This is a genomic window from Xanthomonas hortorum pv. pelargonii, assembly GCF_024499015.1.
GTDB classification, from domain to species: Bacteria; Pseudomonadota; Gammaproteobacteria; order Xanthomonadales; family Xanthomonadaceae; genus Xanthomonas; species Xanthomonas hortorum_B.
In genome coordinates this window covers 192,602-206,536 of the sequence record NZ_CP098604.1, presented here as the reverse complement: position 1 = coordinate 206,536, position 13,935 = coordinate 192,602, and the positions used below count along the sequence as shown (strand labels likewise).

15 protein-coding genes are annotated in these 13,935 nt (G+C 66.1%); 14 read left to right on the top strand and 1 reads right to left on the bottom strand.

Translation table 11 applies throughout. From position 1 onward, the window contains the following. Nucleotides 1-43: 43 nt before the first annotated feature. The 4 genes from NDY25_RS00885 to NDY25_RS00870 all read left to right on the top strand — a co-directional run bounded on the left by NDY25_RS00885 (nt 44) and on the right by NDY25_RS00870 (nt 3,580). Nucleotides 44-742, top strand: a complete 699-nt coding sequence (locus NDY25_RS00885) for an FKBP-type peptidyl-prolyl cis-trans isomerase N-terminal domain-containing protein (RefSeq protein WP_006450296.1) — start codon at nt 44-46, stop codon at nt 740-742. A gap of 125 nt (nt 743-867) precedes the next feature. Continuing rightward, on the top strand, nt 868-1,665 hold the full coding sequence (locus tag NDY25_RS00880) for a CoA pyrophosphatase (RefSeq protein WP_168958494.1): 798 nt from the start codon (nt 868-870) through the stop codon (nt 1,663-1,665). Continuing rightward, nucleotides 1,662-2,534, top strand: coding sequence for a sulfurtransferase (locus NDY25_RS00875; protein ID WP_168958493.1), 873 nt, complete (start codon nt 1,662-1,664; stop codon nt 2,532-2,534). The genes NDY25_RS00880 and NDY25_RS00875 overlap by 4 nt, the downstream gene beginning before the upstream one ends. A 92-nt stretch (nt 2,535-2,626) precedes the next feature. Beyond that, entirely contained in the window at nt 2,627-3,580 is a 954-nt protein-coding gene (locus NDY25_RS00870) for a DUF1684 domain-containing protein (protein ID WP_168958492.1), read from the top strand. A 9-nt stretch (nt 3,581-3,589) separates the two neighbouring features. On the opposite strand, the gene NDY25_RS00865 is transcribed toward NDY25_RS00870, so the two are convergent. After that, complete coding sequence (locus tag NDY25_RS00865) at nt 3,590-4,165, bottom strand: N-acetylmuramoyl-L-alanine amidase (RefSeq protein ID WP_168958491.1); 576 nt, start codon at nt 4,163-4,165, stop codon at nt 3,590-3,592. A gap of 23 nt (nt 4,166-4,188) precedes the next feature. Here NDY25_RS00865 and NDY25_RS00860 point away from each other — a divergent pair, with 23 nt between their 5' ends. The 10 genes from NDY25_RS00860 to NDY25_RS00815 all read left to right on the top strand — a co-directional run bounded on the left by NDY25_RS00860 (nt 4,189) and on the right by NDY25_RS00815 (nt 13,884). Next, nucleotides 4,189-4,680: an MOSC domain-containing protein gene (locus NDY25_RS00860; protein WP_023903603.1), complete on the top strand. Its 492-nt coding sequence runs from the start codon at nt 4,189-4,191 to the stop codon at nt 4,678-4,680. After that, a complete protein-coding gene (locus tag NDY25_RS00855; RefSeq protein WP_168958490.1) occupies nt 4,677-5,204 on the top strand; it encodes a YqiA/YcfP family alpha/beta fold hydrolase in 528 nt (175 codons plus the stop codon). Before NDY25_RS00860 ends, NDY25_RS00855 begins: the two co-directional genes overlap by 4 nt. Nucleotides 5,205-5,244: 40 nt before the next feature. Beyond that, complete coding sequence (locus NDY25_RS00850; RefSeq protein WP_104550368.1) at nt 5,245-5,751, top strand: GNAT family N-acetyltransferase; 507 nt, start codon at nt 5,245-5,247, stop codon at nt 5,749-5,751. A gap of 145 nt (nt 5,752-5,896) precedes the next feature. Next, entirely contained in the window at nt 5,897-6,853 is a 957-nt protein-coding gene (locus tag NDY25_RS00845; RefSeq protein WP_168958489.1) for an SAM-dependent methyltransferase, read from the top strand. 183 nt (nt 6,854-7,036) lie between these two features. After that, the gene (locus NDY25_RS00840; RefSeq protein ID WP_168958488.1) at nt 7,037-8,650 is read left to right on the top strand and encodes an ABC-F family ATP-binding cassette domain-containing protein; all 1,614 of its coding nucleotides are present in this window, start codon (nt 7,037-7,039) and stop codon (nt 8,648-8,650) included. Next, nucleotides 8,629-8,820, top strand: coding sequence for a hypothetical protein (locus NDY25_RS00835; RefSeq protein WP_233366514.1), 192 nt, complete (start codon nt 8,629-8,631; stop codon nt 8,818-8,820). The genes NDY25_RS00840 and NDY25_RS00835 overlap by 22 nt, the downstream gene beginning before the upstream one ends. Next, a complete protein-coding gene (gene rlmKL / locus NDY25_RS00830) occupies nt 8,817-10,952 on the top strand; it encodes a bifunctional 23S rRNA (guanine(2069)-N(7))-methyltransferase RlmK/23S rRNA (guanine(2445)-N(2))-methyltransferase RlmL (protein WP_168958487.1) in 2,136 nt (711 codons plus the stop codon). Before NDY25_RS00835 ends, rlmKL begins: the two co-directional genes overlap by 4 nt. A gap of 206 nt (nt 10,953-11,158) precedes the next feature. Beyond that, nucleotides 11,159-11,935 carry an NAD kinase gene (locus NDY25_RS00825; RefSeq protein WP_168958486.1) on the top strand — a complete coding sequence of 259 codons (777 nt, stop codon included), beginning with the start codon at nt 11,159-11,161 and terminating at the stop codon, nt 11,933-11,935. 243 nt (nt 11,936-12,178) lie between these two features. Next, nucleotides 12,179-13,144, top strand: coding sequence for a 5'-nucleotidase (locus tag NDY25_RS00820; protein ID WP_168958485.1), 966 nt, complete (start codon nt 12,179-12,181; stop codon nt 13,142-13,144). Continuing rightward, nucleotides 13,141-13,884, top strand: coding sequence for a spermine/spermidine synthase domain-containing protein (locus NDY25_RS00815; RefSeq protein ID WP_168958484.1), 744 nt, complete (start codon nt 13,141-13,143; stop codon nt 13,882-13,884). Before NDY25_RS00820 ends, NDY25_RS00815 begins: the two co-directional genes overlap by 4 nt. Nucleotides 13,885-13,935: the final 51 nt, after the last annotated feature.

The following is a 13,935-nucleotide window of genomic DNA, read 5'->3' as shown; positions in this document are numbered from 1 at the left end:
GGCGGCAGACCCGTCCTGTGCCACCACCCTGGAGAATTGTTTGATGAAGTTGCGTTCTATCGCGGTCGCTGTGGCGGCCCTGGCCCTGACGGGCAATGCACTGGCCCAGGACACAACGTCCGAGAAAGGCAAGTTGAGCTACTACTTCGGCTATGACTACGGCAACAACCTTGCCGAGCTCACCGGTCGCGGCGAGCAGCTCGACATCAATGCGGTGGTGAAGGGTCTGCAAGACGCCTATGCCAAAAAGCAGCCGTCGATCACTGCCGATCAGCTGAAGCCGGCCGTCGAGGCGTTCCAGAAGCGTGAGCAGGGCCGTGCCCAGCAGGCCAAGGCCGAGTACGACAAGGCTGCTGCTGCCAACAAGACCAAGAGCGACCAGTTCCTGGCCAAGAACAAGGGCACCGCTGGCGTGCAGACGCTGCCGAGCGGCGTACAGTACCGCGTGATCGAAGCCGGCAAGGGCGCTAAGCCGACCCAGGCCAGCACCGTGCAGCTGGAAGTGGCCGGTCCGTTCCCCTTCGGCGATCGCGAGAAGGCACGTCCGGCGCAGCAGATTCCGGCCATCAAGGTCAGCGAAGTCGAGATGCAGGCCATGCGCGATACGCTGCTGCAGATGCCGGCCGGCTCGAAGTGGGAAGTGACCCTGCCGCCGGAGAAGGCCTACGGTGCCGACCCGCGTACGCCGTTCCCGCCGAACGTGGCCGTGCAGTTCGAGATCAAGCTGGTCAGCGTCAAGTAATTGCGTTTGATGTTGCTGTGACAACGCCGGCCACCAGGCCGGCATTGTCGTTTGGGTCCACCGGACATGCGCGAGCGCAAAAGTCGGTTGGAGGTCTTGACGATGCGGGGCGGCAGGAGCGAGCGATGACCGATACCGATTCGAACGACGGCAGTCTGCCCAGCCCATGTATCGGTGTATGTTCGTTGGACGCGCAGTCGCACTGTGTCGGCTGCCTGCGCAGCCTGGATGAAATTGCACGCTGGATGAGCATGAGCGACGCCGAACGCCGGACATATCTGCACACGGTTCTGCCTGCGCGCGCATTGGCGGCGCGGCTGCCCGAATGCGCGCAGCTGCGGCGCGCGTTGTATCCGCTGGACACCGCGCCCGATGGGCCGGGTTGGAACCATGCCGAATTGATCGATCTGACCGAAGGCGGCGCCTCTGCCGAAGCGGCGGTGTTGTGCGGTCTGATTCCACGCGAGCACGGCAGCATGGTGCTGCTGACGCGCCGCACCGACAGCCTGCGTCATCACGCCGGGCAGGTCAGTTTTCCCGGTGGGCGGATCGAGCCTTCCGATGCCGATGCGGCGGCTGCGGCGCTGCGCGAGAGTTGCGAAGAGATCGCGCTCGGCGCAGATCAAGTGCATGCATTGGGTTATCTGGATCCGTTTTTGACCGTCAGCGGGTTTCGCGTGACGCCGGTGGTTGCGGTGATCGATCCGGCGTTTGTGGCGGTGCCGCAGCCGGACGAAGTGGCCGATGTGTTCGAAGTGCCGCTGGCGTATCTGATGGACCCGGACAATCTGCGCAGCGTGGAGCTGGAGTTCCGCGGCAGGCCACGCCGTGTGCTCGAGTACGATTGGCCCGGCCAGCGCATCTGGGGCGCGACCGCTGCCATTCTTCTCAATCTTCGTCGTCGCCTGGAGCAGGTTGCATGAGTGCCAATCCCGACTGGACCACGCTGGTCGATAGCGCCACCTTGGCGGCCGCGTTGCACCATCCACAGCTACGGCTGCTGGACGCCCGCGCCGCGCCGCCGACTGCGCCGAACCCGGATGCAGCGCGCAATGCCTATGCGCAGGGACATCTGCCAGGCGCACATTACGCCGATCTCAATGATGATCTGGCCGATCTGTCGCGGCCTGGTCAGGGGCGGCATCCGCTGCCGCACAGCGCGGCCTTCGCCAAGCGGCTGGGCGAATGGGGCATCGATCCGGACAGTCAGGTCGTGGTCTACGACGCTGCCGACGGCAGCATGGCCGCCGCGCGTGCGTGGTGGATGCTGCGATTGATGGGGCATCGTCGCGTGGCGGTACTGGATGGCGGATTAGCCGCGTGGCGCGCTGCCGGGTTGCCGGAAAGTATCGAGCCGCCTGCATTGCACGCTGGCGCGGCGTATCCGGGCAGTTTCGACAGCGCTGCGGTGGTCGAGGCCGAGCAACTTCTGGCGCGTCTGGATCAGGCGCCGGGATGGCTGCTGGATGCGCGTGCCGGCGAGCGTTTTCGCGGCGAGGTGGAGCCGGTCGATCCGGTGGCCGGGCATGTGCCTGGTGCGGTGAGTCGCCCATTGGGTGTGAGCCTGCGCGATGGCCGTTTCAAGCCGGCAGACGAATTACGTGCGGAGCTGTCTGCGCTGCTGGGTGCAACTCCACCCGAGCACGCGGTGGTGATGTGCGGATCGGGCGTGACTGCCTGCCATTTGCTGCTGGCATTGGAAGTGGCCGGTCTGTCTGGCGCGCGTGTCTACGCCGGCTCGTGGAGCGGCTGGTTGCAGGACCCGGCACGTCCGGTCGCGACCACTGCCTGACCGATTGCAGGCACAATAGCGACAGGAACGGTGACCTGTGGGGACGCAGGTTCGCTGCGCGGAGCGCAGTTTCTCGCAGTGTTGGGTGACTCATGCGGTTGCAGTTACAGATCGGCGCACTTTGCGTCGCGGCGTGGTCGATGGCTGCGTGCTCGGCGGGGTCGACCACTGACGTCAACGATGCGCGTCTGGCCGGTCGTGGACAAAGCGATGAGCAGGCGGTGTATCAGGTTGCGCTTGAACGTGCGCATGCACAGCGTTTGACGCGGTTGCGGGCCCCCGACGGTTGGTTGAGCTACACCGGCTCCGGTCGCGTGCGTGCTGGCCAGTATCGGGTGGGCAGCGATCCGCAGAGCGACATCGTGTTGCCGGCCGGTCCCGCGCAGTTGGGGCAGCTGACGCTGGACACCGATGGCCGTGTGCACTTTGAAGCGGCCGCCGGTGCGCCGGTGACATTGAACGGGCAGCGCATCGATCGCGTCATGTTGGAACCGGAGCGGGCAGGGCAGCGTGGCGATCGCCTGGACGTGGAGGGCCGGCAGTTCTATCTGGTGCAGACCGGCAGTTTGTTCGGCTGGCGTTTCCGCGATCCTGCTGCGCCTGCGCTGACCCAAGTCGATGGGCTGGACTACTTTCCAACCGATCCGCGGTGGCGCATCCAGGCGCGCTGGGAGGCCTATTCCACGCCACGCACCACCACCTTGTTGACCTCGATCGGCACGCCGCTGACGGTCGATGTACCGGGCGAGGCGGTGTTTTCGCGACATGGCCACGAATACCGCTTGCAAGCGCTGGTGCAGGAGGGCGGGGAGGGCCTGTTTTTCCTGTTCGCCGACCGCACCAGCGGCAAGGAAAGTTATGGCGGTGCGCGTTATCTCTACACCGCCGCGCCGCGCGACGGCCGTATCGTGCTGGACTTCAATCTGGCCGAAAATCCGCCTTGCGCGTTGACGCCGCACGTGGTCTGCCCGATCGCGCCACCGGAAAATCGGCTGGATGTCGCAGTGAATGCAGGCGAGAAAACCTACCGGGTGCCGGAGCGCTGAGCGCCGCGCTTAGCGGGGTGCGTGCGACCACGTCACGGCCGCTTCGATGCGCGGCCATGGAAACATGGGGCCGGGGTCGAGCTTGCGTTGAATCTTGCGCGACGGATCGTCGCTGGCCGCTTCCTGGGTGGTGTCCAGTGCCTGATGACCGGCGATGCGGCTGACCGATGGCAGCTGCTGTTGCAGCCATTGCAGCAGGGTGATCAGCGTGACGATCTGGGCGTTGGGATAGGGCTCTGTCATGACCTGATGACGGGAGTCCAGCCAATGCGGATAGCGGCCGCTATTGACCAGTTCGATGCCCAGCGTATGCGGGTTATGGCCGCGCACATGATGCGCCACGCGCTCGAGCGCCACGTATTGCTGGATGCTGCCGTTGCGGTCGATGTAGTAATGGCCGCTGTTGCCGGTGCCGCTGTCGTAGAGCACCCGCTCGCCGTATTCGCGCGCCATCGCCATGTCGGGCAATTCGGTGCAGTGGATGACCACCATGTCGATCTGTGTGAGCGCGCGTCGCGCCAGCCGGGATTCGTAGGACAACGGCGCGTAGGTGATCGGCGGAGACGGCAGGACGGCATCGGACATGAAGCGGATGCTAGCATTCGACGATGGCTTTGAATCCCGACAGCCCTTTGGGCAAATTGATGGCAACGCTGCCGCAGACCGGCCAGGTGACCTGGATCGGCGTGCGTCCGGCGCGCGATGTGGCCATGCTGGAGGTGGATGCGGCGCAGGCCACCACCGGCATTGGTCTGGTGGGCGACCGCTATAAAGGCGGCAGCGGCAAGCGTGGGCTGACCTTGATCCAGGCCGAGCATCTGCCGGTGATCGCCGCCCTGGCCGGTCACGCGACAATCGCGCCCGCCACGTTGCGGCGCAATCTGGTGGTGTCCGGCATCCCGCTGATCGCCTTGAAAGGGCGGCGCTTTCGGATCGGCGAGGTCGAGCTGGAAGGCACCGATCCTTGCGACCCGTGCTCGCGCATGGAAGATGCGCTGGGCGCGGGCGGCTACAACGCGATGCGCGGGCATGGCGGGCTGTGCGCGCGCATCCTGCGTGGCGGCGTGCTGCGCATCGGCGATACGGTGCAAGCGCTATGAGCCGCGGGCATTGCATTCTGTCGCACGGGTTCGAAAGTGGCCCCGACGCGCTGAAAGTCACCGCACTGGCCGACGTCGCCGAGCAGTTGGGCTGGACCCACGAGCGCCCGGACTACACCGATCTGGACGCGCGCCGCGAGGTGAGTTCGCTCGGTGATGTGCAAGGCCGGTTGCAGCGTCTGCTGCAGATCGCGCGTGCGGCGTCCGACAAGGGGCCGCTGGTGTTGGTCGGCTCCAGCCTGGGTTCGTATATCGCTGCGCAGGTGTCGTTGCAGGTGCCAACGCGCGGGCTGTTTTTGATGGTGCCGCCGACCAGGATGGGTCCGTTGCCGGCGCTGGATGCGGCGGCCGTGCCGATTTCGATCGTGCATGCCTGGCGCGATGAATTGATTCCTGCTGCCGATGTGATCGCCTGGGCGCAGCCGCGCAATGCGCGCTTGTTGCTGGTGGACGACGAACATCGGTTGGCGGCGCATGTGGACGCGTCGGCGCGTGCATTTGCCGAACTGTTGCAGAGTCTGTGATGCGTCCGCACCTGATTGCGTGCTGCATGCGGAGTTGCCGATGGATGTGTTGATCCGCGAAGCGAGCGACGGCGATGCCGCAGCGATCGAACTGCTGACGATGGTCGCGTTCATGCGTTCCGACCACAGCCGCCATGACGAGCAACACGTGATTGCCGCGTTGCGCAACGACGGCGCGCTGGCGTTGTCGTTGGTGGCCGACCACGACGGCTATGTGGTCGGGCATCTGGCGGTATCGCCGGTGTCGTTGTCGGACGACTCGCCAGGCTGGTACGCGCTGGGTCCGCTGGCGATCGGGCCGGGGCATCAGCGCCAGGGCCTGGGCACGCGCCTGGTGCAATCTGCACTGGCGAACTTGCGCGAGCGCGGTGCGGCCGGTTGTCTGGCGCTGGGCGAACCAGCGTTTTTCAAACGTCTGGGGTTTGCGGTGGAGCCGGGCCTGGTGTTGCCCGACGTCCCGGTGTCCGAGCTGCAGGCGCTGGCTTTCGGCGATCGGTTGCTGCCGTTGGCCGATGTGTCTTATCACCCGGCCTTCGGGCTGGGTTGAGTCGAGCCTCTGTCGCCCCGTTGCCGAGATCTGCGCCAGTGCAGTTCGCTCGGCGGCATCTTCCATCGCTATCGAGACGCCAGGACGCCGGCGGTGATCGCAGCATTGCAAGAGCTGCAATGGCGCTCTCCTGTCGAGGTGGAAGATGCAACGCGATGATGAAGACCTGGGTCAGGCCGCGCATGCGGGCCGACTGATTTCCCACGGTAGCGATCACCAGGACGATGCCGCAGTGTTGGCATCGATCAAATCGCGTCTGCGCCAGACCGGCGATCGATCCGATGCGGTGGTTCAACGTTTGATCGGTTTGGTCGATGCGCTCTGGTCGATCGAGTTCGGTCGGTTTCTGCTCAGAAATCGTGGGCTGAATGCCTATTGGACCCATCAGATGGTGACGTATCGCCCTGATGCACGGCCGAACGATTCGATGTCGGCGATGGAACGGCATATCTTCGAGAAGGCGCCTGCGGTGCTGGCTACCCGCGAACGGTTCGGCATCTTCAGGCAGCAGCTGCAGGGGCTGCTGCGGCCAGGCATGACGCTGGCATCGATGCCCTGTGGATGGATGGGGGAGCTGTTGATGCTGGACTACCGGGAGTGCCCGGACGTGCGCCTGATCGGCATCGACCTGGATCCGCAGGCCTTGGAAGGGGCGCTCCAACTCGCACGGCAGCATGGGCTGGAGGGGCAGCTTTCGCTGCGTCTTGAGGACGCATGGACACCCGGCCCTGGCGATGAGGTGGATGTGCTGACGAGCAATGGTCTGAATATCTACGAGCCTGACGACGGGCGCGTGATCGCGCTGTATCGCGCCTTTTTCGATCGACTGACGCCAGGTGGCGTGCTGGTCGCAAGTTTTCTGACTCCGCCGCCGAGCATCTCTGCCGAGTCGCCGTGGAAGTTGGAGAACATCGACGCGGAGGCGCTGACTCTGCAGAACCAGATATTCGCCGAGATCGTACAAGCGCGCTGGGCCTCGTTCCGGACCCACGCACACACCCGTCTGCAGCTGGAAAGCGCCGGTTTCACCGATATCCGGTTTATCGACGACGCCGCCAGCATATTTCCGACGGTGATGGCGCAGAAGCCATTGGGTCGATGAGTCGGCAACATCGCGTACTGCCCGGGGTTCCGTTTGCAGGGCGCGCTGACTTAAAATCTGCTGCGTTGTCCACTGTCTGAGGATTGGTCCAATGCGCCATTGATGCCGCCGTCGTGATGACGGCCTCACCCGCTGCTGGTCCGGTTGGATCGGCGCGTGTGCTGGCATGCAATGGAGACACGTATGACCTGTTCGTCGCTGACGCTGGAAAGCGTTGCGTATCTGCTGCCCGATGGCAGCCCGCTGTTTTCCGATCTGACGATTCACATCGACCAGCGCCCCACCGGCCTGGTCGGGCGCAATGGCGTGGGCAAGAGTGTGCTTGGGCGGCTGTTGGCCGGTGAGTTGCTGCCCAGCGCCGGGCGTTGCGTGCGCAGCGGCAGTGTGCATTACCTTCCGCAGCGGGTGAGCGTTGCGCCTGGACAAACCATTGCCGAGTTGGCGGGTATTGCGCCGCTGCTGGACGCGCTGGACAGGATCGCTGCTGGCAGTGTGGCGCCAGCCGATTTCGACTTGGTTGGCGAGCGCTGGAGCGCGCATGCGCAATTCGCTGCAGAACTGGAGCGACAAGGCTTGGGCGGGCGCGATCCATATGCACTGGCGGCGCAACTCAGTGGCGGAGAAGCGATGCGCGTGGCGTTGGCCGGTGCGTTTCTGACCCAGCCAGACCTGTTGATTCTGGACGAGCCCAGCAATCATCTGGATGGCCCACAACGCCAGCGGCTGATGGATCACCTGCAAGCGTGGAGCGGTGGCCTGGTGGTGATCAGCCATGACCGCAGCTTGCTCGAGGCGATGCAGCGCATCCTGGAGCTGTCGCCGCACGGGTTGCGCAGTTATGGCGGCAATTACGCGTTCTATGCCCGGCAACGCGCGCTGGAACGGCAGGCAGCCAGCGATCTGCTGGCCGAGCGCAAACACGCACGCACACGCGGCGAGCAGGCGCTGCGTGAGCAGCAGCAGCGTCAGCAACAACGCCAGGCACGCGGCGCGCGTGCTGCCGGGCAAGCCAATCAAGCGGCGATCCTGCTCGGCGGGCAGAAGCAACGCAGCGAAAACAGCGCCGGGCGGCTGCAGCAGCAACGTCAGGCCGAACAGGCACGGCTGAGCGAGGCGGTGGTGCAGGCCGCAGCGCAGGTGGAGGCCGATCCCGAGATCGCCGTGTTGGCGCCGGCAGCGCCCGCCGGCGCGTCGCGACGGCTGGTCACGCTGCAGCAAGTGGAACTGTCCAACGGGCTGTTGGGCGGGCGTCGGGTGGATCTGTTGTTGCAAGGGCAGGCGCGGATTGGCCTGGTCGGCCCCAATGGCAGCGGCAAGTCCTCGTTGCTGCGGTTGTTGGCCGGGCACCTGCAGCCGAGCGCAGGACATTGCGAGGTGCATGTGCCGGTGGCATATCTGGATCAGGACCTGGGGCTGCTGGACCCGGCGCGCTCGGCCGCTGCGCAACTGTACGCTGCCAACCCGGGCGCGCCAGCCCACGCACAGCGCCTGCGGCTGGCGTTGCTGGGGCTGGACCAGACGCGTGCCGATCTGCCCACCGGCCAGCTCAGCGGCGGCCAGCGGCTCAAGGCGGCGCTGGCCTGCGCGCTGTACCGGGCGCAGCCGGCGCAACTGCTGTTGCTGGACGAGCCGACCAATCACCTGGATCTGGCCTCGGTGGAGGCGATCGAGGCGCTGCTGCGCAGCTACCAGGGGGCGCTGGTCGTCGCCTCGCACGATGCCGCCTTCCTGCAGCGGCTGGGCCTGCGGCAGCGCCTGGATACTGCGCAGCCACAATGGCAGCTGGCACCGTGGTGAACCGCACAGCGGGCGATCCGGCCGCCGGGCTGGTAAAGCCGGCGCCGATGGCCGACCATTTGCGCCCCGCCCGCAGCGGCCACGGCATTGCCCTCCACGGCGCCGGCCCAGCGTCCTGCTCTCACGCTCGCCACGACGGCCGGCGTCTCCATCGATACCTGCCTACGTGAAATTCTTCGCATCCTGTGCCAAGGGCCTGGAATACCTGCTTGCCGACGAGCTGCTGTCGCTCGGCGCCAGCAAGGCCACTGCCACCATCTCCGGCGTCAACGTCGAAGGCGACATGCGCGACGCGCAGCGCGCCGTCCTATGGTCGCGCCTGGCCAGCCGCGTGCTGTGGCCGTTGAACGAGTTCGATTGCCCGGACGAGGACGCGCTGTATGCCGGCGTTTCCGAGTTGCCATGGGACGAGCATCTGTCTGTCGGCCATACGCTGTCGGTGGATGCGCATGTCTCCGGCACTGCGATCACGCATGCCCGCTATGCGGCGCAGCGCATCAAGGACGCGGTGGTCGACACCATGCGCCGGCAGGGCCTGGAGCGCCCGTCGGTGGATCTGGAGAGCCCGGATCTGCGTCTGAACCTGTCGCTGCGCAAGGGCCGCGCCACCATTTCGGTGGATCTGGGTGGCGGCCCGCTGCATCGGCGCGGCTGGCGCATGGCGCAGAACGAAGCGCCGTTGAAGGAGAACCTGGCGGCGGCCGTGCTGCTGCGCGCCGGCTGGCCGCGCGCGTATGCCGATGGCGGCGGCTTGCTGGATCCGATGTGCGGCAGCGGCACCTTGTTGATCGAAGGCGCGCTGATGGCCGCCGACGTGGCGCCCGGCCTGCAGCGCTATGGCAGCGATGTCCCCAGCCGCTGGCGCGGCTTCGACCGCGAGGGCTGGCAACAGCTGGTGAGCGAAGCGCGCGAGCGCGACAGCCTCGGCCGCGCCGCGCTCAAGCAGGTGATCCACGGCAGCGACATGGACCCGCATGCGATCCGCGCGGCCAAGGAAAATGCGCAGGTTGCCGGCGTGGCCGAGGCGATCTGGTTCGGCGTGCGCGAGGTGGGCGATCTGCAGACCCCGCCGCAGGCCACCGGCGTGGTGGTGTGCAATCCGCCTTACGACGAACGTCTGGCGGCCGATGCGGCGCTGTATCGCCGCCTGGGCGATACCTTGCAGCGCGCCGTGCCGCAATGGCGGGCCAGCCTGCTCTGCGGCAACGCCGAGCTGGCGTATGCCACCGGCCTGCGTGCGGGCAAGAAATACCAGCTGTTCAACGGCGCGATCGAGTGCGCGTTGATCGTCTGCGACCCGATCGCGGTGCCGCGGCGCACCCCGTTGGCCGCACCGACCGCGCTCAGCGAAGGTGCGCAGATGGTCGCCAATCGTTTGCGCAAGAATCTGCAGAAGTTCAAGAAATGGCGCGCGCGCGAAGGCATCGAATGCTTCCGCGTCTATGACGCCGATCTGCCGGAATATTCCGCCGCCATCGACGTGTATCAGCAAGCCGATGGCGATCGCCGCGTGTTTCTGCATGTGCAGGAATACGCCGCGCCGGCGACGATTCCGGAAGCCGATGTGCGCCGCCGTCTGGGCGAACTGCTGGCCGCCGCGCGCGAGGTGTTCGAGGTGCCGGGCGAGCGCGTGGCGCTCAAATCGCGCGAGCGCGGCAAGGGCGGCAGCAAGTACGGCCGCTTCGAGCAGCGCAATGAGGTCATCAATGTGCGCGAGCACGGCGCGCTGCTGCGGGTGAATCTGTTCGATTACCTGGATACCGGCCTGTTTCTGGACCATCGCCCGTTGCGCGGCACCATGGCCACGCAATCCAAGGGGCGGCGCTTCCTCAATCTGTTCTGCTACACCGGCGTGGCCAGCGTGCAGGCGGCGGTGGCCGGTGCGAGCTCCACCACCAGCGTGGATCTGTCCGGTACCTATCTGCAGTGGTGCGCCGACAACCTGGCCTTGAACGGCCAGGCCGGCAGCAAGCACAAGCTGGTGCAGGCAGACGCGCTGGCCTGGCTGGAAGCCGAGCGCGCGCATTTCGACGTGATCTTCTGCGACCCGCCGACCTTCTCCAACTCCGCACGCGCGGAAGACTTCGATATCCAGCGCGAGCATGTGCGGCTGTTGCGTGCGGCAGTGGCGCGTCTGGCGCCGGGTGGGGTGCTGTATTTCTCCAACAACTTCCGCCGCTTCAAGCTGGACGAGGAACTGGTGGCCGAGTTTGCGCAGTGCGAGGAAATCAGCCCGCGCACCATCGACCCGGATTTCGAACGGCATGCGCGGATCCATCGGGCGTGGCGGTTGACGGCGTGATGAAGTGGCCCGGTCGCGTCTGACCGGGCGGTGTGCGCATTGCGCGCCTGGTATCGCCGGCGCTCGGCTGGCTGCCGTGCCCTGCACCAGCGGCGGCGCCTGATCACGCAGGCGCAATCGCGGCCGGGCATGCGAGGGCAGGGCGTGGCCGCAACAAGCCCGGCACAGCGCTGCGGTATGCTGATTCGCATGCTTTGGAGTCAACGATGACCGCACCACCCCGCATCGCCTTTCTCGCCAGTCACGCCGAGCCGGCGGTGACCGCGCGCGCCCGTCTTGTGCAGCGCTATGGCGATCATCCGCTGGCCACCGCCGACATCGTCTGCGCCCTGGGCGGCGACGGCTTCATGCTGCAGACCCTGCACCGGCATGGCGCTGCCAGCAAGCCGGTGTTCGGCATGAAGCTGGGCTCGGTCGGGTTTTTGATGAACCAGTACCGCGACGATGAGGACGACCTGCTCGCGCGGCTGCAACGCGCCGAGCCGGCGCATCTGCGCCCGCTGGAAATGCAGGTGCAGACCGAGTCCGGTGCCAGCACGGTGTCGCTGGCCTACAACGAGGTCTCGCTGCTGCGCCAGACCCGCCAGGCCGCGCATCTGAGCGTGGATCTCAATGGCCAGACCCGCATTGCCGAGCTGATCGGCGACGGGGTGATGGTGGCCACGCCCGCCGGCAGCACCGCGTACAACTATTCCGCGCACGGGCCGATTCTGCCGCTGGGCTCGCACACGCTGGCGCTGACGCCGATCGCCCCGTATCGCCCGCGTCGCTGGCGCGGCGCCATCCTCAAGGCCGATACCGAAGTGTGCTTCCGGGTGCTGGACCCGTACAAGCGCCCGGTCAGCGTCACCGCCGACTCGCACGAGATCCGCGACGTGATCGAAGTGACCATCCGCGAATCCACGCAGCGCCAGGTGACGCTGCTGTTCGATCCCGAACACAATCTGGAAGAGCGCATTTTCAGCGAGCAGTTTGCGGTGTGAGGGGCGGGGATTGGGATTCGGGATTCGGGATTGGCAACGGCAGCAGCGCGGCACGTCGTCTTTGGAATCGCTCGCACGCGCTACGATGCTGTGCGGATGGGCGATCAACTCCCGACCTACGGTTCCTGCTTCAAACCAATCCCAAATCCCAAATCCCAAATCCCAAATCCCAAATCCCAAATCCCAAATCCCAAATCCCAAATCCCAAATCCCAAATCCCAAATCCCAAATCCCGGCCCCACAATGACTGACAACTCCCCCAGGCTCCTGACCGTCGCGGTCACCTCGCGCGCGCTGTTCGACCTCGAAGAAGGCCACGCGCTGTTCGAGGCCGATGGTGTGGAGGCGTATTCGGCGTTCCAGCGCGAGCATGAGGACGACATCCTGGAGCCGGGCGTGGCATTCCCGGTGGTGCGCAAGCTGCTGGCGCTCAACCACGATGTGCCCGAAGACACGCCGCGGGTGGAAGTGATCCTGCTCTCACGCAATTCCGCCGATACCGGTTTGCGCATCTTCAATTCGATCCAGCACTACAACCTGGGCATCGTGCGCGCGACCTTCACCTCCGGGCAGCCGACCTGGCCGTACGTGAAGCCGTTCGGCACCGATCTGTTTCTGTCGGCCAATCCGGAATCGGTGCGGCGTGCACTCACCCATGGCATTGCGGCGGCGACCATCATGCCGCGCGCGCCGGGCGAACGCGCCGAGGCGGCAGCGGCGATCGTGGACAACGACGAGAGCCGCTTGCCGACGCAGCTGCGTATCGCCTTCGACGGCGATGCAGTGATCTTTGGTGACGAGAGCGAGCGCATCTCGCGCGAGCAGGGCGTGGAGGCGTTTGGACGCCACGAGCGCGAACGCGCGCGCGAGCCGCTGTCGGTCGGCCCGTTCCGCAATTTTCTGTCTGCGCTGCACACGCTGCAGGCGGCATTTCCGCCCGGCGAGGCCTCGCCGATCCGCACCGCGCTGGTCACCGCGCGCTCGGCACCGGCGCATGAGCGGGTGATCCGCACCTTGCGCGAGTGGGGCGTGCGTCTGGACGAGGCCCTGTTCCTGGGTGGGCGCCACAAGGGGCCGTTCCTGGAGGCGTTTGGCGCGGATATCTTCTTCGACGATTCGCAGCACAACATCGACAGTGCGCGCCAGCATCAGCATGTGGCGGCCGGTCATGTGCCGCATGGCGTGGCCAACGATCCGCCGAGCAGGTGAGCGACGCACCGAAGCCGTCTGTACGCGCCGCGCTGCGCTCCAGCTGGCGTCAGTTGGAGCTGTATTTCGCCGACGACACCGTGCAGACCCGCATGTCGCGCTGGGCGCCGTCTCGGCTGATGCTGCCGTACACGCGCGGCATGCTGGCCGCGTTGTGGCTGCAGCCGCGCCCCGAGTGCATCGGCATTGTTGGATTCGGCGGCGGCGCGCAGGCCAAGTTCTGCCATCGTTATCTGCGCAGCACGCGTATCGAAGCGGTGGACGCCGATGCGCAGGTGCTGGCGTTGCGCGATGCGTTTGCCGTGCCGCGCGACGATACGCGGCTTGAGGTCACGCACGGCGATGGTGCGCAGTGGATCGGCACGCGTGCCGGGCGCTACGACCTGTTGCTGCTGGATGCCTACGATGCCGACGGCATTCCGCCCGCGCTGTGCACGCCCGAGTTCTACGCCGATTGCCGCGCTGCGCTGACACCAGGCGGTGTGCTGGCGTTGAACCTGTTCCAGGTGCCGCTTGCCGGGCATCTGGCCAAGCTGCGCGATGTTTTCGATGGGCGGGTGCTGCTGTTGCCCGAGCCGGATCTGCGCAATCAGGTGCTGTACGCCTGGAATGGCAAACGCACGCCGGGCACTGCGGAACAGGCGTTGGCGTCGTTGCCGTGGTCGGCGCGTCGGCAGTTGCGGCCAGCGATGCTGCGGCTGCAGGCGGCATGGATGGAACGGGCCTGGCGGTATGCGTAAGCCGCTCTAGCTGGGCGGTTTGACACTCGTTGCAAGCGGGCGTGATGTAGG